Below are 18,451 nucleotides of genomic sequence, written 5' to 3'. Positions count from 1 at the left end.
GAGCTTGTCGAAGGATCACGCGCGAAGGCAAGCGGCATGACCCCGCGCGACCTCGTCGGCTATGGCCAGCACCCGCCCGATCCGCAGTGGCCAAACGGCGCGCGCGTCGCGGTGCAGTTCGTGATCAATTACGAAGAGGGCGCGGAGAATTCCGTGCTGAATGGCGACGCCGGCTCCGAGGCATTCCTGTCCGAGATGGTTGGCGCCGCCAGCCACCCCGATCGGGCGATGGCGATGGAAAGCCTCTACGAATACGGCAGCCGCGCCGGGTTCTGGCGTCTCCTCCGCATCTTCGCGCAACGGGGCCTGCCCGTGACCGTGTTCGGCGTCGCCAAGGCGATGGAAGCCAACCCGGAGGCAATCGCGGCGATGCAGGAAGCAGACTGGGAGATCGCCAGCCATGGGTTGCGCTGGATCGACTACCAGACCGTGCCGGAAGCCACCGAACGCGCGCATATCGCCGAGGCCATCGCGCTGCATGAAAGGCTCACCGGCGCACGTCCGCTCGGGTGGTATCAGGGCCGCACCTCGCCCAACACCGCGCGGCTGGTCGCCGAAGAGGGCGGGTTCCTTTACGATGCCGATAGCTACGCCGACGACCTGCCTTACTGGGACACCCGTTATGGCAAGCCGCAACTCGTGGTGCCCTACACGCTCGATGTGAACGACATGAAGATCGTGGCGCTCAACGGCTTTACCGAGGGCGAGCAGTTCTTCCGCCACATGCGCGACACTTTCGACCAGCTCGCCGAGGAAGGCGGGCGGATGATGAGCGTGGGCCTCCATGCCCGCATCGCCGGCAAGCCCGGGCGCGCGCGCTGGCTGGCCCGGTTTCTGGACCATATCGAAGCGAGCGGTCAGGCCTGGGTCGCGCGGCGGATCGACATCGCCCGGCACTGGATGAAGGTGCACCCCCATGCGGATTGACGATCCCGAATTGCTTGCGCAAGTCACCGCCGCATTCCGCGAATACGAGCGCGCGCTGATGGCGGACGATGTCGCGGCGATGGACGCGCTGTTCCACGATGCGCCGACCACCAACCGCTACGGCGTGGGCGAAGTGCTCTACGGCATCGACCAAATCCGGGAATTTCGCAAAGGGCGCGGCGGATCGCCGCAGCGCAAGCTCGGCAAAGTCGCGATCACCGTCTACGGCGACAGCTTCGCCACCGCCGACGCAGAATTCTTCCGCGAGGGATCCGACCGGCGCGGACGGCAGACGCAGGCCTGGGTGAAATTCGTCGACGGCTGGAAAGTCGTGTCCGCGCACGTCAGCTTGGAAGGCAGCACGCACTGATGGCCGCGCTGTTCGAACATAGCCCCTGGGTCGAGGAACGCGCCGATGCGCGGCCGTCCTCGGGCGACCGGCATGCGGACCTGATGGCCGTGGTTGCCGAAGCGAGCGACGCAGAGCGGCTGGCCCTGATCCGGGCGCACCCCGAGCTCGCGGGCAAGGCGGCCGTCGACCGTACTCTGACCGATGCCAGCGCAGCCGAACAGGCCTCTGCCGGGCTCGACCGGCTCAGTCCTGAGGAATTCGAGCGGTTTCACGCGCTCAACTCCGCGTACCGCGAGCGCTTCGGCTTTCCCTTCATCATCTGCGTCCGCCTGACCGACAAGGCGGGCATCCTTGCCGCGATGGAAGCGCGGCTGGCACACACGCGAGAGGAAGAAATCGCCACGGCCATCGCCGAGATCGGCAAGATCACCAGGCTGCGTCTGGAGGACGCGGCGTGAGCCCCGGATTTGTCATCGATTGGGGCGAATGGATCAACCTCGCGCTGCGCTGGTTGCACCTGACCGCCGGGATCGCCTGGATCGGCTCGTCCTTCTATTTCGTCTGGCTCGACAACCACTTGCGTCCGCCCGCGCAGGGCGAGGCTTCGGGCGAGCTATGGTCGGTCCATGGGGGCGGCTTCTATCACAACGAGAAATACCTCGTTGCCCCGGCAAAGATGCCTGCGGATCTGCACTGGTTCAAATGGGAAGCCTACTTCACCTGGATCAGCGGTTTCTCGCTGCTGGTGCTGATCTACTGGATCGGCGCGGAGACGTATCTTGTCGATCCCGCCAAGGCGCGAATCAGCCAGTGGGACGCCATCGCGATCGCGGCGGGCGCGCTGTTCGTCGGCTGGGCGGTCTACGATGGGCTGTGCCATTCGCCGCTGCGCAAGGACAACCGCTGGCTCGGGCTGATCTGGTTCGCGTTTCTCGTCTTCGCCGCCTGGTTCCTCAACACCGTGTTCAATGCGCGCGGGGCCTATCTCCACGTCGGAGCGATGATCGGTTCGGTGATGGTGGGCAACGTGTTCTTCATCATCATCCCGAACCAGCGCAAGGTCGTCGCCGCGCTGATGGCGGGGCAGGAGCCCGATCCGAAGCTGGGCGCGGCGGCCAAGCTGCGCTCGGTGCACAACAATTACATGACGCTGCCGGTGCTGTTCATCATGGTGAGCCATCATTACCCGATGACTTACGGGGCGCGCTATCCTTGGGTCGTCCTGGCGCTGCTGGGCGCCACAGGCATCGCCGTGCGCCATGTCTTCAACTTGCGCCATCGCGACGCGCCCACCGGTGTGGCGATGGCCGTGGCCGCTGGTCTCGCTCTTGTGAGCGTCACTTACGTCTCGCTGGAAAAGGGAGCGACGGCCGAACCGGCACCGGCGGGAGGCGAAGCTCTGCCGCCGCGCTTGACCTACGCCGACATCGAGCCGATCCTCACGAAACATTGCACCAGCTGCCATGAGGCCAGGCCGACCAACCCCGCCGTAACCGCACCGCCGCTGGGCGTTGTGCTCGACAGCTACCAGAGCGCCAGCGCGCATGCTGCCAAGATCAAGGCGATGGCGGTCGACAGCGAAGTGATGCCGCTCGGCAACGCCACCGGCATGACTCGCGCCGAGCGCGACCGGCTCGGTGCCTGGATCGATCAGGGAACACTGCCATGACCAGTCTATCCACCCATGTCCTCGACACGACGCACGGCTGCCCAGCGGTCGGAGTGGCGATCGTTCTTGCCGGGGCCGATGATCACCTGCTTTTCGAGGGGACCACTAACGCCGACGGTCGCTGCCCGGACTTGCCGGCGATCACGACCGGCCGTTTTCGGCTGACATTCGCGGTGGCGGACTATTTCCGCAGCAAGGGCGTGGACCTGCCCGATCCTCCGTTCCTGGACCAGGTTGCGATCGACTTCGGCGTCGTCGAAGAAGAGGGGCACTACCACGTACCGTTGCTCGTCTCGCCCTTTGCCTATTCGACGTACCGGGGGAGCTGACGATGGCGATCTCCTTCCTTCTCGATGGCGAGACGATCACGATCGACCACGTCGATCCGACCGCGACCGTGCTCGATTACGTGCGCTATACGCTGCGCCGCACCGGCACCAAGGAAGGCTGTGCGGAAGGCGACTGCGGCGCGTGCACGGTGCTGATGGGAGAGGCAGACGGAACGGGCGGCGTTGCCTGGCGCGCGCTCAATGCGTGCATCCTGTTCCTGCCGATGCTCCACGGCAAAGCGCTGCTGACGGTCGAGAGCCTGAAGCGCGACGGCGAGCTCAACCCGCTGCAGCAGACGATGGCCGATAACGGCAGTTCGCAATGCGGGTTCTGCACGCCGGGCTTCGTGATGTCGTTGCAGGGCCGCGCGATCGGCGCGCTGGGGAGCGCTTTGCCTGCCGCCGACGTGATTGCCGGAAACCTGTGTCGTTGCACCGGCTACGGCCCGATCCTCGATGCCGCCGAGCAAGTGCCGACCCTTCCCGACGAGACGCTGCCTTCGGCACAGGCTCTGGCAGCGCTCGCGAAGGAACCGGCGTCGGGCACCTGGCAAGGCCGCCAGTGGTTCGCGCCGCGCACGGTCGAAGCCCTGGTGCAGTTGCTCGCCGATCATCCCGACGCGCGCCTGGTCGCAGGCGCAACCGATGTCGGCTTGTGGGTGACGAAGGCGCTGCGACAGCTGGAGACCGTGATTTTTCTGTCAGACGTCGCCGAACTGCGCGAATTGTCCGAGACCGATGAAGGCCTCACCATCGGCGCCGGCGTGCGCTGGGCGGAGGCGCACGAGGCGATGGCGCGGCTTCATCCTGATCTCGGCGAACTCGTGCGCCGCTTCGCCGCTCTGCAAATCCGCAGCGCCGCCACGGTCGGTGGCAATATCGCCAATGGCTCGCCGATCGGCGACGGCCCACCCGCACTGATCGCGCTCGGCGCGACGCTGACGTTGCGCTCGCAGGAAGGAGCGCGGTCGATGCCGTTGGAGGACTTCTTCCTCGATTACGGCAAGCAGGACCGGCACCCCGGCGAATTCGTCGAGAGCATCTTCGTACCCCGGCCCGGCCCGGATGCGGCGATCCACATGTCCAAGCTCTCGCGCCGGTTGGACAGCGATATTTCGGCCGTGTGCGGCGCCATTGCACTGGCCGTTCGCGACGGCACGATCACGACCGCGCGCATCGCGTTCGGCGGGATGGCCGCTACACCCAAGCGCGCGACCCACTGCGAGGCCGCGCTCAGCGGGGCGCCCTTCTCGGCCGAGACGTTCGAAGCGGCGGCGCAGGCGCTGTCCGAGGATTTCGACCCGCTCACCGACGTTCGCGGCTCTCGCGCCTACCGGCTCGAAGCGGCAAGCAACGTTCTGCGGCGCATGTGGCTGGCACAGCAGGGGACGGCGATCAGCGTGCTCGATTGCGAGGCGATCCATGGCTGAGCGCGATCCCGGCTGGAATGTCCTCGAAAAGCCCGCGAAGCCGCATGACAGCGCCGCCCTGCACGTCAGCGGCGAGGCGCGCTATGCCGACGACTTGCCCGAACCGCGCGATCTCCTTCACCTCGCCTTCGGGCTGAGCACCGAGGCGCGCGCGCGGATCGTCGACATGGATCTCGCCGAGGTGCGTGCCTTCGACGGCGTGGTCGCGGTCTATACCGCCGCAGACATCCCAGGCGTCAACGACGTCAGCCCGATGGCGCACGACGATCCGCTGCTTGCGGATGGCGAAGTGATCTATCACGGGCAGGCGGTGTTCCTCGTCGCGGCGACGAGCCGGGACGCGGCCCGCCGCGCCGCGAGGCTCGGCCGCATCGAATATGAACCGATCACGCCGCTGCTCTCGCTCGATCAAGCCCGAGAAGCAGGATCGGAGATCGAGCCGGTGCAGCGCATGGTGCGCGGCGACGCCGCCAGCGCGCTGGCCGACGCCCCGCATCGCCTCGAAGGCCGCGTCGCGATGGGCGGGCAGGATCATTTCTATCTCGAAGGCCAGGTCTCGATCGCGACTCCGCTCGAGGATGGGCAAATCCATCTCGTCAGTTCGACCCAGCATCCGAGCGAAGTGCAGCACCTGGTTGCGCACATGCTCGGGCTGGTCTCGGCGGACGTCACGATCGAAGTGCGGCGGATGGGCGGCGCGTTCGGCGGCAAGGAAACGCAGGCCGCGCTGTTCGCCGCCGCCTGCGCACTCGTCGCCGCCAAGACCGGGCGCCCCGCCAAGTTCCGCTGCGACCGCGACGACGACATGGTGCTGACCGGCAAGCGCCATGAATTCGAGATCGGCTACGATGTCGGCTTCGACGAGGAAGGGCGGATCGTCGGTCTCGACCTCGCGCTTGCGTCGCGCTGTGGCGCGAGCGTCGATCTGTCGCCCGCAATCAACGACCGCGCGATGTTCCATGCGGACAACTGCTACTATCTGCCCGATGTCGTGATTGTCTCGGAGCGGCTGAAGACGAACACCGTCTCGGCCACCGCCTTTCGCGGCTTCGGCGGCCCGCAGGGCATGCTCGCGATCGAGCGGATCATCGACGACATCGCCGCCAGCCTGGGCCGGGATCCGATCGAGGTGCGCATAGCCAATCTCTACGGCGACGAAGGGCGCGACGTAACCCCCTACGAGATGCAGGTCACTGACAACATCGCGCCGGATATGATCGCGCGGCTGCGAGAGACGGCACGATACGACGAACGTGCGCGCAAGATCGCGCAGTTCAACGAAACGAGTCCCGTGCTCAAGCGTGGCATCGCGCTGACGCCGGTGAAGTTCGGGATAAGCTTTACTTCCACCCACCTCAATCAGGCCGGGGCGCTGGTGCACCTGTACGCCGATGGCTCGATCCAGCTCAATCACGGCGGGACCGAGATGGGGCAGGGGGTCTACGTCAAGGTCGCGCAAGTGGTGGCGGACGTGTTCGCGGTGCCCTTGTCGCAAGTGCGGATCACGGCGACGCGCACCGACAAAGTGCCCAACACCTCGGCCACCGCGGCCAGTTCGGGCGCGGACCTCAACGGGATGGCGGCGCACCGCGCCGCGATGACGATCCGCGAGCGACTGGTGCAGTTTCTTGCCGAAGAGTTCAGCTGCGATGCCGGCGAGATCCTGTTCACGCCCGACGGCGTCCATGTCGGCAGCGAAATGCTGACGCTGGGCGAAGCGGCGAGGCGGGCGCACATCGGCCAGATCTCGCTGTCCGCGACCGGCTATTACGCCACGCCGGACATCGCCTATGACCGTGTCGCCCACAAGGGGCGGCCGTTCTACTACTTCGCTTATGGCGCGGCGGTGTCCGAAGTGGTCGTCGATACGCTGACCGGCGAGCACAAGGTGCTGGCGGTCGACATCCTCCACGACGTCGGCCGCTCGCTCAATCCCGCGATCGATCGCGGCCAGATCGAGGGGGGCTTTGTGCAAGGGCAAGGCTGGCTGACCACCGAGGAACTGGTCTGGGACGACAAGGGCCGGCTGCTCACGCATTCGCCCGCGACTTACAAGATCCCCACCGCTTCGGATCGGCCCAAACGCCTCACCATCGACTTGTGGGACGGCGAGAACGTGCAGCCGACCATCAATCGTTCGAAGGCGGTGGGCGAGCCGCCGTTCATGCTGGCGATCTCGGTGTTTTCGGCCATCGGCCGAGCCATCGCCGCGATCCAACCCGACAGCCGGGCCTATCCGCCGCTCGAAGCTCCGGCGACGCCGGAGAAAATCCTCGCCGCCATCGCCGGACATAGATCGTCGTGAGCCAGTGGATCGGCTGGCTGCGCCGGCTTGGCGACGAACCGGCGGCGATGGTTTCGGTCATGGCCACGGAGGGCTCCGCGCCGCGCGGCGCGGGAACGCGCATGCTCGTCATGGCGCAAGGCGAGCAAGGCACGATCGGCGGCGGCCAGCTGGAGTTTCGCGCCATCGACCAAGCGCGCGCGATGCTGGAGCATCCGCCCGGCACCTGGCGGGTGCAGGACTATCCGCTGGGCCCCTTGCTTGGACAATGCTGTGGCGGGCGCGTGCGGTTGCTGATCGAGCGGCTGGACCCCGAGGCGCTCGATTGGCTGCACGATGCCGAACCCGGGCGCATGCTCGCGACCACGTTCGAAACGGCCGGGGTGGCTCGCGCCGTGTTCGAGCGCGAAACCGTGACGCGGCAGTCGGCGCGGGGGGAACGGCCCGAGGCGGGCTTTCGCATGGTCGAGCCCGTAGGCGAGCGGCCGCGCCCGATCTATCTTTTCGGTGCCGGCCACGTCGGGCAAGCGATCGCGCGGCACGCGACCGGGCTGCCGCTGCAACTCGCCTGGTTCGATACGCGCCCCGAGATGGCCGACATCGACGGTGTCACCGTGACGCCGGAGGAGACGGTGGCCGATTGTCTCGCCGATGCGCCAGAGGATGCGGCGATCGTGATTCTCACGCACGATCACCCGCTCGACTATCACCTGACGCTCGCCGCCCTGTCGCGCGATCCGGTCGCGTTCGTCGGGCTGATCGGCTCCGCGACCAAGCTCGCGCGGTTCCGTTCGCGACTTACCGCGGATGGGATCGACGAAGCCGGGCTCGCGCGTCTCACGGCGCCGATTGGCATACCGGGCGTCCACGGCAAGGAGCCTGATGTGATCGCCATCGGTGTGCTGGCGCAGCTGCTGCAGTTGAGGGGGCAATGACGAAACGCGCCTATCGAGCCGAAATCCTCTCGGTGAGCGCCGATCCGCGCGATCGACCCGATGCGATCCGTCACGAGCCCGACGGACTGCTAGTGATCGAGGATGGCATCGTGCTGGAGCGGGGCGCCTTCGCGGACCTCGCCCAGCGCTTCGCCGATGTGGAGATCGAAGCGATCGCAGGACTGATCGTGCCCGGCTTCGTCGACGCGCACATCCATTATCCGCAGACCGAGCGCATTGCCGCGCATGGCGAGCAACTGCTCGACTGGCTCGAACGGCACATCTTTCCGGCCGAAAAAGCGTTCGTCGACAAGGCCCACGCCAGCGACGTCGCGGGCTTCTTCCTCGACGAACTGCTGCGCAATGGCACGACCAGCGCGCTGGTCTATCCGACTGTCCACGAGCAATCCGTCGATGGCCTGTTCGAGCAGGCGCTGGCGCGGCGAATGCGCCTCGTTTCGGGCAAAGTGCTGATGGACATGGGGCCCGAGGGCTTGCGCGATACCGTCGCCAGCGGACGTGCGGAAAGTGAAGCGCTGATCCGCCGCTGGCAGGGCAAGGGTCGCCTGGGTTACGCGATTACGCCGCGCTTCGCGCTCGCCTCGACCGATGCCCAGCTGGCGGACGCGGGTGCGCTGCTGGCCGAACATCCCGAAGTGCTGATGCACACGCATCTCGCCGAGAACCAACACGAGATCGCGGCGGTTGCCGCGCGTTTCCCGGATGCGGCCGATTACCTCGACGCTTACGATCGCTTCGGGCTGGTCGGCTCGCGCTCGGTCTTCGCGCACGGCGTGCATCTAACCGAACGCTCCTGCGCGCGGCTATCCAAAACCGGGGCGGGTATCGCCGTGTGCCCCAGTTCGAACCTGTTTCTCGGGTCGGGCCACTTCGATTTCGGGCAGGCCGACCGGCATGGCCTGCGGCTGGGCCTTGGCACCGATATCGGCGCGGGCACGACCTTTTCAATGCTGCGCACCGCAGGCCTCGCCTATGAGGCCGCTATCGCCCGCGAGGACCGGCTCGACCCGTTTCGCGCGCTCTACCTCGCCACTGCCGGCAGCGCCGCATTGCTGCACATCGCCGACCGGGTCGGCGCGCTGGAGCCCGGGCAGGAGGCGGACTTTACTGTGCTCGATTGCACTGCCACGCCCTTGCTGGCTCGCCGCACGCGGGGGGCGACCCTTGCCGATCGCCTCTTTGCGCTCCAGATCCTGGGGGACGACCGCGCGATCGCGGCCACCTATATCGAAGGCGACTGCGCCTGGCGGCGTCCGCCGCTTCCTCCCGAACCGAGAAGACCATGACCGAACTCGACCAATTCATCACCGGCCTGCCCAAGGCCGAACTGCACCTTCACATCGAAGGCAGCCTCGAGCCCGAGCTGATGTTCGCGCTGGCCGAGCGCAACGGGATCGACATTCCTTATGCCTCGGTCGAGGAAGTGCGCGCCGCCTACGAGTTTTCGAACCTGCAGGACTTCCTCGACATCTACTACGCCGGTGCCGGGGTGCTGCAGACCCGCGCCGACTTTCACGATCTCGCCGCGGCCTATTTCAAGCGCGCGGCGGCGGACGGGGTCGTCCATGCCGAACTCATGTTCGATCCGCAGACGCACACCGATCGCGGCATCGCCTTCGAGGAAGTGATCGAAGGGCTGCTGTCGGCGATGGCGGAAGCCGAAGCGACGCATGGCATCACCAGCCGGCTGATCCTGTGCTTCCTGCGCCACTTGAGCGAAGAGGCGGCCTTCGAGACCCTGGCCATGGCCGAACCCTGGATCGACCGGATCACCGCGGTCGGCCTCGATTCCTCCGAGGTCGGCCACCCGCCGGTCAAGTTCGCGCAAGTCTTCGCGGCGGCGCGTGCCAAGGGCCTGAAGATCACCGCGCACGCGGGCGAGGAAGGGCCGCCCGATTACGTCTATCAGGCGCTAGACCAGCTCAAAACTGACCGGATCGATCACGGCAATCGCTCGCTGGAAGACCCGGAGCTGACGCGAAGGCTGGCCGATCTCGGCATGACGCTGACCGTCTGCCCGCTTTCCAACCTCAAGCTGTGCGTCGTCGATGACCTCAAGGATCATCCGACCGACGCGATGCTGACCCATGGTCTTAAGGCCACGCTCAATTCCGACGATCCAGCCTACTTCGGTGGCTACGTGGGGGACAACTTCAAGGCGGTCACCGAAGCACGCGGCCTGTCCAAAGCCGATCTCGTCACGCTGGCGCGGAACAGTTTTACCGGCGCGTTTCTGCCGCCCGACATGATCGCGTCCTATGTCGAACGGCTGGACGCCTACGCGGCTGCGCATTGCTGATGCGGCGCGTGCGGGCACTGCTGCTGGGGCTGATCCTCGCAGTGATCGCGGCGCCCGCTTGGAGCGCCCCGCGCAAAGTGGTGATCGACGACGAGGGTTTTGCCTTGATGCATCTGATGCTGCTTGGCAGCAAGGATGTGGATGTCATTGGAATAACGACCGTTTCGGGCAACGCCTGGGCCAAGCATGCGACGGCGATGGTGCTGCGGGGGCTGGAAATCGCGCATCGCGAGGATGTGCCCGTAGCCAAGGGCGCGACTTATCCCTTGCTCAATTCCGAAGCCCTCACCGAACGCTGGGAAGCGCTTTACGGCAAGCTGACCTGGAAAGGCGCCTGGATGCGCGAATGGGTCGAGCCGACCGTGCAAAGCGCACCGCCATACCTTTCCGCCGAGGCCGACATCACTTTGCCGAATGGCAATCCGAAGCTCGAAGCGACATCGGAAATCGCTGCTAACTTCCTGATAAGATTGGTTCACGAACACCCCGGTGAAATCACCATCGTGGCCTGCGGACCGCTTACCAATCTGGCCCTGGCGCAGCGGCTCGATCCCGAGTTCGCCTCGCTGGTCGGCGAATTGGTCTACATGGGGGGCAGCCTCAATCCGCAGCAAGTGCTGAGCGATGTCTCGGCCGCGCAGTTCGCGCGCGAATTCGTCAACTCGCCGCGGCGCGAATTCAACGCGCGCTTCGATCCCGAGGCCGCGAGCATCATATCGCGCAGTCCCTGGCGCAAGCTGACGGTGATCCCGGCCGATCCCTCGACCAGCACCCAGCGCAGCAAGGCCCTGCTCGATCGCATGGCCGCCGTCGCCGCGCCCGATGCGGCCCAGTTCATCGCCGGGCTCGAACCGGGCTTTCCGATGTGGGACGAAATCGCGGCGGGCTATGTCCTCGATCCGGCAATGGTGACGAAGGCGGACGCGGTCTACATCGACTACAATACGATGTTCGGCCCGTCCTACGGCGACACCCTGAGCTGGCACGAACACTACCAGCCCGGGCTTGGCGAGCAGAAGGCCAACGTCGTCCTCGCGATCGATCCGGCGCGGCTCGAGGCGCTGATGGTGCGTACGATGCGCGAAGCCAAGGAGCGGCTTACGCCGGCTCGATAAGGTCCCACAAGTTGCCCCAGGGATCGGTGAAGACCGCGACGGTGCCATAGGCCTCGCGCACAGGTTCGCGCACGAAACGGACGCCCCGATCGCGCCACGTCGCATGGTCTCGTGCAAAATCGTCGGTCTCGAGGAAGAAGGCGACACGGCCGCCTGTCTGATGGCCGATCGCCGCGCGCTGAGCTTCGTTCGCCGCGCGTGCCAGAAGCAAGGCGCCCTCGCTCTGGCGCGGTGCGACCACCACCCAGCGCTTCTCGTCCGTCAGCCGTGTATCCTCGCGCAGTTCGAAGCCGAGAATGCCGACGTAGAAGGCGATCGCCTGGTCATAGTCGGGTACGACCAGCGTGGTCAGCGCGAGCCGCATCGGTACCTGCCGGTCAGCGCTCGCCTTCGTGGAGCCAGTGTTCGGTCGGGGGCGGAACGAAGTCGATGATGCGCTGGAGCAGGACCTCGGGGTCCTTTTCGATCAGCAGCATGGCGCGGTGGCGGTCTTGCAGGAAACCTTCGGTGACGATCGTGTCGACGAACTGGATCAGGCCATCGTAGAGGTCGCCGACATTGAGCAGGCCGACCGGCTTGGCGTGATAGCCCAGCTGCGACCAGCACCAGGCTTCGAACATTTCCTCGAAAGTGCCGATGCCGCCGGGCAGAGTGACGAACCCGTCGGACAAGTCGGCCATCATCGCCTTGCGCTCGTGCATCGACTTGACGATGTGCAGCTCGGTGATCCCCTGATGATCGTGCTCGCGCGCCCGGATTGCCTCGGGGATGACGCCGATCACTTCACCGCCCGCCGCGCAGGCGGCATCGGCAATCACGCCCATCAGTCCCACGGTGCCGCCACCGTAGACCAGGCCGATGCCGCGCTCTGCGAGCAAGGTGCCGAACTGGTGGGCCGCTTCGCGATAGAGCGGACTCCGCCCCGGAGAGGAGCCGAGATAAACGCAGATGCGCATGGGTGTTCTTTCGTTTGGGGCGAGGTCACAAGCCTCGCGAATTTCAGGACAGGCGTTCGGGGACCGAAAGCGCTTCCTCGACGATCGCGTCCTTGGTGCCGACGGCCTCCCACGGGAAGACGAACCAGCGCTTGTCTTCGGCGCGGTCGATCATGTCCGCCCAGAGGTCGACTTCGACTTTCGAACTGTGATTGTTGATCACGACGGCGAAGCGCAAGTTATCCTGGCTGCAGCCGCCTTCGTCGAGCCGGTCGCGGATGTACTGGATCGTGCCGCCGCTGTCGTTGATGTCATCGACGAACAGCAGCCGGCGCCCTTGCGCGCTCATCGCCGCGACTTTGGCCAGCAGCTCGTCGGCAAAGCCGGGCATTTTCGAGGAGTGGTCGATCGATAGCATCGGCAGCTCGAGCTGGTGCGAGATGTAGACGGCGGGAACCAGGCCGCCGCGTCCGACCCCGATGACAACCTCGGGCATCCAGTCCCCCTCGCGCAGCTTGCGCGACAAAATGCGGACTTTGGCGAGGAAATCCTCGTAGTATTCGAGATAGAACAGTTCCGGCTCGGCGGTCTGACTCATCGCGGGCGAATCCTGTTTGCTGGACGGCGGAAAGGGCGGGGTTAGCGGCTTTGGGCTTGCGGGGCAATTTCGCGAATGGGAAAGCCCGTGCGAGCGTCAGTCCGGGGGCAGTCCGGGCATCAGTCCGGGTCGGAGTTTGCGGGGCGTGACGCATAGCCGAGCGACGCGAACCCCTGTTCGAGCTCGGCCAGCACCATGGCGCCCGCGTGCGACGGTGTGCGCGAAGACGCGGTGCACAGCGCCAGGGTCATGGGACGCAGCAGCTGGTCGGAAAAGCGCGTGAAGTCGACCAGACCGTTCTCGACTTCGGTCAGCACGTCGAGCGAGGTCAGAATGCCTATCCCGGCGCCTTCGAGCACCATCGAGACGATCATCTGAATGTTGTCGGCACTCGCCACGCGGGACAGCGAGACATTCGTCGCCCCTTCGAGGATCGCGACTTGCTCATAGACCGCCAGCGGCTCGCAAGGCGCGACGACGGGGTGGCCGGCGCACACGGAAAAACGGGCTTCCTCGCTACCGCCGAGCGGGTGGCCGGTCGGCGTGAAGAATCCCAGAACCACGTCGACGAACGCGCGCACTGTCAGATCGCGATACGAACTGGGGTCGAAGAAGATTCCGCAATCGACTTCGCCTTGAGTCACGGCGCGGCGCACATCGTCGTTTTCGAGCACGCGCACGCTGACGGTGATGCCGGGATAGCGCTGCTGGATCGCATGGATGGTCCGGGGGATGTAGCCCTTGGCGAGCGCGTCGATGATCGCGATCTCGACATGGCCGCGCTTCAGCCCGCGCAAGTCCTCGATCCGCGAGCGCAGGGAGATCATGCCCTGTTGCCACTGATGACCCGACGCCATCATCAGTTCGCCGGCCGCGGTCAGCTTGAGGCCGGTGGGCAACCGTTCGAACAGCGGAAGGCCCAGTTCGGCCTCGACGTTAAGGATCTGCCGGTCGATGGCCGAAGCGGAAACATTCAGCTCGTCCGCCGCCTTGCGGATGGAACCTAGGCGTCCGACGGCGAGAAAATAGCGAAGAAATCGCGAAAACGCGGGCATGGACCGAGTGCTCTATTTTTTGCAACGATGCGTCGGATTCATTGCATTTGCGCGGTGCATGTCAAGGTCTTACCACGGATTACACGATCTGCAGGGTCGGCCTGGTAACCGTTTCCGCTTCTCTCCCGGACCGTCTGCCGGCCTATCCTGCATGATCATGCGGGTTGGTGGGGTATGATACGGACGTTATCCAACTGGGCGTTGCACGCCCTTGCCGATCGAACGAGCCATGCTGCGCGTGCTCTCGGCGTCTCCGCCAGTAATCCGGCTTCCGCGAGTTATCGGATGGATCCTTCGCCTTGGTGAACGTGCGTCGCTTCCTGCTCGGCGCGCTGTTGTCGCTGGCAACCTTGCCGAATCTCACGATCGCGAAAGACGTTTCCCAGCCATCCGAAGCCGCGACCGCGTTCGCGAGGATCTCGGACGATCCGCTCCTGTTGTACATGGCGCTCAAGCAGATGCCCAAGGGCGCGGATTTGCATAACCACTTGGCGGGCACGCCTTTTGCCGAGAATTACCTCGAATGGGCGGCCGCGGACGGGATGTGCGTGGACCCACAAACCTCCGATCTCGCACCGTCGCCTTGTGCAAAGGAGCAAACCGTCGCCGCGATCGCCGTCGACCGGCCTTTCGTCTACGGTCGCCTGATCGACCGCCTTTCGGCGCGGGGATGGTTGCAGGGCGTCGATTCCGACGAGGCATCCGGGCACACCCAGTTCTTCTCATCGTTCGATCGGTTCTTTGCCGTCGCCGTGAGGCATTATGCGCCCACGATGATGGTCGCCCTGCGCGACGCGGCGGCAGATCGCGTCGTCTATCTGGAATTGATGCACAACCCGTTGGCGCTTAGCCGCTACATAGCCAGCGGCGCAGGGCAAGTCGACCGGAGCGATCTGGCAGCCTTCTACAAGGCCGAGCAGCCACGTCTCGGCCCGATGGTCGCTGCGGCCAGAGCGGAACTCGATCAAGACGAGGCCGAGGTTCGCGAGGGCTTGGGCTGCGCAACGGACACGCCCGATCCCGCCTGCCGGGTCGCGACCCACTATCTCGCCAGCGCGATGCGGGCCCACGAGCCCGAGCACGTGTTCCGGTCTCTGATCGGCGCCTTCGCTCTTGCCGATGCCGATCCGCGCTATGTCGGCATCAACATCGTAATGCCCGAAGACTGGGCGCCTTCGCTGCGCGATTACGATCTGCACATGGCGATGATCGGCTATCTGGCCAGCGTGTACCCGAAGGTGCGGCTCACGCTTCACGCGGGGGAACTCGCCCCCGGACTGGTGCCGCCGGCGGATATGCGCGATCACATCAAGAAGGCGATCGATGCCGGGGCCGAACGGATCGGCCATGGCACCGCGATCGCTTACGAGGACGATGCTGCCGGAACGCTGAAGCGAATGGCGCGCGACGGGATCGCGGTCGAGATCAATCTGACCAGCAATGCCGTCATCCTTGGCGTGTCCGGGCCCGACCACCCGCTCAATCTCTATCGTCGCTATGGGGTGCCGGTCACGCTCTCCACCGATGACCAGGGGGTTTTGCGCAGCAACCTGACGCAAGAGTACGTCCGTGCCGTGCGCGAACAAGGGCTCGGCTATGAAGATCTGAAGCAGGTTTCGCGCGCGGGACTGGAATATGGCTTCGTGCCCGGCGAAAGCCTTTGGATTTCCGGTCGCGTCGGTACGCCGGTTGGCGACTGTGCGAAGTCACTCGAAACCGCAGCTTGCACCGCGTTGGTCGCGCGCAGCGAAAAAGCCCGACTGCAAGTCGCGCTCGAGAGCGAATTAAAGCGCTTCGAGCAAATCTTAGTCGGAATAGCGGTCGGAAAGGGGGCTTAGAGACATCTTGAGGCGAAGCCGCGCCAAGAAGAGAACAGCGGCGACGAATAGTGAGAGAACCTGATCGACAAGGCAAAAAAAACGAATCCTTGACGGGCGCGACGCGTGTCGCACCGTCGTCTTCAGGGGGGTCAGAAACATGAACCGCACTACCGAAATATTCGCCAACGAGGGTCAGTATCGCACCGGTCGCAGGCCGACTGTAAGGCTTGCCATGGCCGGACTTCTAGCTTGCACTGCGCTTGCATCGCCAGCGCTCGCGCAGGAAACGGGCCAGACCGACGAAGATGGTTCAATTGTCGTCAGCGGCTCGCTGAACGCGCTGCCGATCGATAACGTCGGCTCTATCTTCGGCTTCGACAAGACGCTTACCGAAACGCCCCGTTCCGCCTCCTCGATCAGTCAGGAGCAGATGGAGCGCTTTGGCGTCACCGACATCTACGACCTTGTCGCGCAGGCACCGGGTACGTTCACCAACTCTTTCTTCGGCGTCGGCGGCGCGCTCGACATTCGCGGAACACCGGGCGAGGTCTACTTCCGCGGCGTTCGCCGTCTCGACAACCCGGGCAACTATCCGACGCCGATCGGCGCGTCCGACCGTATCGATATCGTGCGCGGCCCCGCTTCGCCGATCTATGGCCCGTCCAAGACCGGCGGCTACATGAACTTCGTGCCGAAGTCCGGCCGCGCACAAGGCGGTGCCTTTCTGGTCGAGCCCGAAGGCTCGCTGCAGTTCACCGGCGGTAGCTGGAGCAAGGCCGACCTGCAGGCGACGGTCCGCGGCCCGGGTCGCATCGGCAGCCAGGAGTTCGGCTACTCGCTCTTCGCCGAAGTCGAGGATTCGGGCAGCTACTACCGCAACATGTCGACCAAGCAGACGATCCTGCAGGCGTCGTTCGACACCGATTTCGGATCCAACCTCCGGGCCGAATTCGGGGGCATGTACCACAACTTCAAAGGCCAGCAGAACGGTGGCTGGAACCGGTTGACGCAGGATCTCGTCGACAACGGAACCTACATCACCGGTCAGGCGCAGGCGCTGGACACCGATGGCGACGGCCAGATTTCGCAGGGCGAGATCAACGCGGTCAGCCCCGGCGGCCTGTCGGTCTTCGGCGGTTTCGGCTGCGGGAACTTCTCGGCCCTCGCCACCGCCTTCACGGACGAATGCCTGACCTCGACTTACCCGTTCCTGGCGCTCGAGAACACCGGCACAGCGAAGCTCAGCCGCAAGAACACGCTGACCGGGAAGGACGACCGGCTCAACAACAAGGCGACGACGCTCTACTTCGACCTGATCTACACCTCCGACGGCGGGTTGGAGGTCAAGAACCAGATGTTCTACGACAGCTACGAGAACATCAACGAGAACACCTACGGCTTCTCGCAGTTCGCGGATTCCTGGGTCTTCGAAAACAAGCTGGTCGTATCGAACACCTTCGATACCTCGGCGGGCAAGTTCGCCTTCCAGCTCTCGCCCTCGATCCGCTATACCGACTTCAAGCACGGTGACGATTTCAACTACGAATACTTTCACCGGGTCGATCTGACAGTCGGCTACACGCCGCGTTCGGACCGGCTGCTGTCGACCGAGTGCGATTGCCTCTACACCAACTATCAGGAGGGGCATTACACCGACTACGCCATCGCGGGACTTGTCGATCTCGACTTCGAGTTCGGCCTCGATGTCATTCTCGGCGCGCGCTACGACTGGATCGACGCGAAATCGACCAATATCCTTTCCAAGCTGGAGGATCCGAATGTCCCGGCGACCGGCAAGGGCAGCGATGGCGGCTTGTCCTGGAGCGCGAGCGCCAATTACAAGCTGCCCTTCGGCATCATTCCCTACGTGACGATTGCCAAGCAGACGACCGTCGTCGCGGGGCAAGGAGCGGAACTCGAGGTCGGCAACGTGCTCGACGAAAGCTTCCTTTCGGCCTCGAGACTGTACGAAGCGGGGATCAAGGGCAGCTTCCTCGACGACAAGCTTTACGCCGCGGTCTCGGTGTACAAGCAGAAGCGCATCGACCGGAACGTGCAGTCGATCACGGTCAACCAAGCGGTCGAAACCAAGGGCCTGGAAGCCGAGTTGCGCTGGGCCGTAACAGACAAGTTCCTCGTGACCGGCGCTTACACCCGCACCAAGGTCGTCAACCTGACGGGTCTGGGCGATGGTGTGCTGTTCAGCTTCTTCGGCATCGAGGATCTCGTCAACGTCACCGATCCAACGCTCTACCTCGGAGGTCAGCCGATCGGAAACGTGCCGATCAACAACCGCACCGAGGCGCGCCGTGCTGGCATTCCGACCAACCTCTACTCGCTTACCGCGACGTATGGCTTCGACAACGGGATTTCTCTGAGCGCCAGCGGGGTTGCCGTCGACTCGGTCTACTCCGGTCAGTCGCGCGTGGTGAAGCTGCCGTCGTACTTCACGGCCGACGTCAGCGCCTCTTACGAAACCGGGCCGTGGTTGTTCCGGGTCGTCTCGAAGAACGTGACCAACGAGAAGTACTTCCGTGCAAACTTCACGGAGATCTTCGGTTCGACGATCGTGCTGCCCGAAAAGCCGCGCAGCGTGCAGGCCTCGGTCATCTACAAGTTCTGATGCGAGACCGTCCGCGGGGAGCGTTGCCATCCCGGGCGCTCCCCGCGGAGATTTCTGAC

17 protein-coding genes are annotated in these 18,451 nt (G+C 64.9%); 13 read left to right on the top strand and 4 right to left on the bottom strand.

What is annotated here, in order from left to right:
• Positions 1–36 precede the first annotated feature (36 nt).
• Genes puuE through GQO94_RS06150 form a run of 11 tightly spaced genes read left to right on the top strand, consistent with a single transcriptional unit; the run spans position 37 to position 11,361 of the window.
• A complete protein-coding gene (gene puuE, locus GQO94_RS06200) occupies positions 37–927 on the top strand; it encodes an allantoinase PuuE (protein ID WP_156840304.1) in 891 nt (296 codons plus the stop codon).
• Entirely contained in the window at positions 917–1,297 is a 381-nt protein-coding gene (gene hpxZ, locus GQO94_RS06195) for an oxalurate catabolism protein HpxZ (protein ID WP_156840303.1), read from the top strand. The genes puuE and hpxZ overlap by 11 nt, the downstream gene beginning before the upstream one ends.
• Complete coding sequence (gene uraD, locus GQO94_RS06190) at positions 1,297–1,737, top strand: 2-oxo-4-hydroxy-4-carboxy-5-ureidoimidazoline decarboxylase (protein WP_156840302.1); 441 nt, start codon at positions 1,297–1,299, stop codon at positions 1,735–1,737. Before hpxZ ends, uraD begins: the two co-directional genes overlap by 1 nt.
• Positions 1,734–2,948 (top strand): urate hydroxylase PuuD, encoded by a 1,215-nt coding sequence (locus tag GQO94_RS06185; RefSeq protein ID WP_156840301.1) that lies wholly within the window; start codon positions 1,734–1,736, stop codon positions 2,946–2,948. Before uraD ends, GQO94_RS06185 begins: the two co-directional genes overlap by 4 nt.
• Positions 2,945–3,277, top strand: coding sequence for a hydroxyisourate hydrolase (gene uraH / locus GQO94_RS06180; protein WP_156840300.1), 333 nt, complete (start codon positions 2,945–2,947; stop codon positions 3,275–3,277). The genes GQO94_RS06185 and uraH overlap by 4 nt, the downstream gene beginning before the upstream one ends.
• A gap of 2 nt (positions 3,278–3,279) precedes the next feature.
• Positions 3,280–4,707, top strand: a complete 1,428-nt coding sequence (xdhA, locus tag GQO94_RS06175; protein WP_156840299.1) for a xanthine dehydrogenase small subunit — start codon at positions 3,280–3,282, stop codon at positions 4,705–4,707.
• Positions 4,700–7,012, top strand: a complete 2,313-nt coding sequence (xdhB, locus tag GQO94_RS06170) for a xanthine dehydrogenase molybdopterin binding subunit (protein ID WP_156840298.1) — start codon at positions 4,700–4,702, stop codon at positions 7,010–7,012. The genes xdhA and xdhB overlap by 8 nt, the downstream gene beginning before the upstream one ends.
• Positions 7,009–7,926, top strand: coding sequence for a xanthine dehydrogenase accessory protein XdhC (xdhC, locus tag GQO94_RS06165; RefSeq protein WP_156840297.1), 918 nt, complete (start codon positions 7,009–7,011; stop codon positions 7,924–7,926). The genes xdhB and xdhC overlap by 4 nt, the downstream gene beginning before the upstream one ends.
• A complete protein-coding gene (guaD, locus tag GQO94_RS06160) occupies positions 7,923–9,233 on the top strand; it encodes a guanine deaminase (RefSeq protein WP_156840296.1) in 1,311 nt (436 codons plus the stop codon). The genes xdhC and guaD overlap by 4 nt, the downstream gene beginning before the upstream one ends.
• Positions 9,230–10,246 carry an adenosine deaminase gene (locus tag GQO94_RS06155; protein WP_156840295.1) on the top strand — a complete coding sequence of 339 codons (1,017 nt, stop codon included), beginning with the start codon at positions 9,230–9,232 and terminating at the stop codon, positions 10,244–10,246. Before guaD ends, GQO94_RS06155 begins: the two co-directional genes overlap by 4 nt.
• Positions 10,246–11,361: a nucleoside hydrolase gene (locus GQO94_RS06150; protein ID WP_156840294.1), complete on the top strand. Its 1,116-nt coding sequence runs from the start codon at positions 10,246–10,248 to the stop codon at positions 11,359–11,361. Before GQO94_RS06155 ends, GQO94_RS06150 begins: the two co-directional genes overlap by 1 nt.
• On the opposite strand, the gene GQO94_RS06145 is transcribed toward GQO94_RS06150, so the two are convergent.
• The 4 genes from GQO94_RS06145 to GQO94_RS06130 form a co-directional block, all read right to left on the bottom strand.
• The gene (locus GQO94_RS06145; RefSeq protein WP_156840293.1) at positions 11,345–11,725 is read right to left on the bottom strand and encodes a VOC family protein; all 381 of its coding nucleotides are present in this window, start codon (positions 11,723–11,725) and stop codon (positions 11,345–11,347) included. The two genes, GQO94_RS06150 and GQO94_RS06145, sit on opposite strands and share 17 nt — an antisense overlap.
• Before the next feature lie 13 nt (positions 11,726–11,738).
• Positions 11,739–12,317 (bottom strand): LOG family protein, encoded by a 579-nt coding sequence (locus tag GQO94_RS06140; RefSeq protein ID WP_156840292.1) that lies wholly within the window; start codon positions 12,315–12,317, stop codon positions 11,739–11,741.
• 43 nt (positions 12,318–12,360) lie between these two features.
• Positions 12,361–12,894 carry a phosphoribosyltransferase gene (locus GQO94_RS06135; RefSeq protein WP_156840291.1) on the bottom strand — a complete coding sequence of 178 codons (534 nt, stop codon included), beginning with the start codon at positions 12,892–12,894 and terminating at the stop codon, positions 12,361–12,363.
• A gap of 119 nt (positions 12,895–13,013) precedes the next feature.
• The gene (locus tag GQO94_RS06130) at positions 13,014–13,949 is read right to left on the bottom strand and encodes a LysR family transcriptional regulator (protein WP_156840290.1); all 936 of its coding nucleotides are present in this window, start codon (positions 13,947–13,949) and stop codon (positions 13,014–13,016) included.
• Positions 13,950–14,251: 302 nt separating this feature from the next.
• On the opposite strand from GQO94_RS06130, the gene GQO94_RS06125 reads away from it, so the two are divergent.
• A complete protein-coding gene (locus GQO94_RS06125) occupies positions 14,252–15,787 on the top strand; it encodes an adenosine deaminase family protein (protein WP_156840289.1) in 1,536 nt (511 codons plus the stop codon).
• A 139-nt stretch (positions 15,788–15,926) separates the two neighbouring features.
• The gene (locus tag GQO94_RS06120) at positions 15,927–18,392 is read left to right on the top strand and encodes a TonB-dependent siderophore receptor (protein ID WP_156840288.1); all 2,466 of its coding nucleotides are present in this window, start codon (positions 15,927–15,929) and stop codon (positions 18,390–18,392) included.
• Positions 18,393–18,451 lie beyond the last annotated feature (59 nt).

Origin of the sequence: Novosphingobium aquimarinum, from assembly GCF_009746585.1 — a bacterium.
In the GTDB taxonomy this organism is placed as follows: Bacteria; Pseudomonadota; Alphaproteobacteria; order Sphingomonadales; family Sphingomonadaceae; genus Novosphingobium; species Novosphingobium aquimarinum.
The sequence above is the reverse complement of the archived record's forward strand: the minus strand, read 5'-3'. Positions and strand labels throughout refer to the sequence as shown.

Bases quoted from the DNA above. Each gene is read 5' to 3' on its own strand.
- puuE (WP_156840304.1), top strand. From the start codon at position 37: ATGACCCCGCGCGACCTCGTCGGCTATGGCCAGCACCCGCCCGATCCG.
- hpxZ (WP_156840303.1), top strand. From the start codon at position 917: ATGCGGATTGACGATCCCGAATTGCTTGCGCAAGTCACCGCCGCATTC.
- uraD (WP_156840302.1), top strand. From the start codon at position 1,297: ATGGCCGCGCTGTTCGAACATAGCCCCTGGGTCGAGGAACGCGCCGAT.
- uraH (WP_156840300.1), top strand. From the start codon at position 2,945: ATGACCAGTCTATCCACCCATGTCCTCGACACGACGCACGGCTGCCCA.
- xdhA (WP_156840299.1), top strand. From the start codon at position 3,280: ATGGCGATCTCCTTCCTTCTCGATGGCGAGACGATCACGATCGACCAC.
- xdhB (WP_156840298.1), top strand. From the start codon at position 4,700: ATGGCTGAGCGCGATCCCGGCTGGAATGTCCTCGAAAAGCCCGCGAAG.
- guaD (WP_156840296.1), top strand. From the start codon at position 7,923: ATGACGAAACGCGCCTATCGAGCCGAAATCCTCTCGGTGAGCGCCGAT.
- GQO94_RS06155 (WP_156840295.1), top strand. From the start codon at position 9,230: ATGACCGAACTCGACCAATTCATCACCGGCCTGCCCAAGGCCGAACTG.
- GQO94_RS06150 (WP_156840294.1), top strand. From the start codon at position 10,246: ATGCGGCGCGTGCGGGCACTGCTGCTGGGGCTGATCCTCGCAGTGATC.
- GQO94_RS06145 (WP_156840293.1), bottom strand. From the start codon at position 11,725: ATGCGGCTCGCGCTGACCACGCTGGTCGTACCCGACTATGACCAGGCG.
- GQO94_RS06140 (WP_156840292.1), bottom strand. From the start codon at position 12,317: ATGCGCATCTGCGTTTATCTCGGCTCCTCTCCGGGGCGGAGTCCGCTC.
- GQO94_RS06135 (WP_156840291.1), bottom strand. From the start codon at position 12,894: ATGAGTCAGACCGCCGAGCCGGAACTGTTCTATCTCGAATACTACGAG.
- GQO94_RS06130 (WP_156840290.1), bottom strand. From the start codon at position 13,949: ATGCCCGCGTTTTCGCGATTTCTTCGCTATTTTCTCGCCGTCGGACGC.
- GQO94_RS06120 (WP_156840288.1), top strand. From the start codon at position 15,927: ATGAACCGCACTACCGAAATATTCGCCAACGAGGGTCAGTATCGCACC.